This is a genomic window from Achromobacter sp. RTa (genome assembly GCF_000757485.1).
In the GTDB taxonomy this organism is placed as follows: domain Bacteria; phylum Pseudomonadota; class Gammaproteobacteria; order Burkholderiales; family Burkholderiaceae_B; genus Achromobacter.
Genome location: NZ_JPYO01000033.1, coordinates 1 through 231 on the forward strand (window position 1 = coordinate 1; position 231 = coordinate 231).

A 231-nucleotide genomic window follows, 5' to 3' on the forward strand; every position below is an offset into this window, starting at 1 on the left:
TCTTTCCTCTTTAGCAGCTATCGAAATTTCAGGGTTTTCCCTAACATTTCGGTAACTGCCAAGCCCGAAACTATAACACGATTTTTGCAGATTATGCAACCGGCTTCTGCCTGACTTGCACCTATCTGAAGTCGAGTCGCTTCAGGCGGCCAATCAATCTACGGGTAAACCCGTATTGATTCATCAGCCAAGCCCAAGACTATAGCACACTGTTTCGAATTACGCAACTGG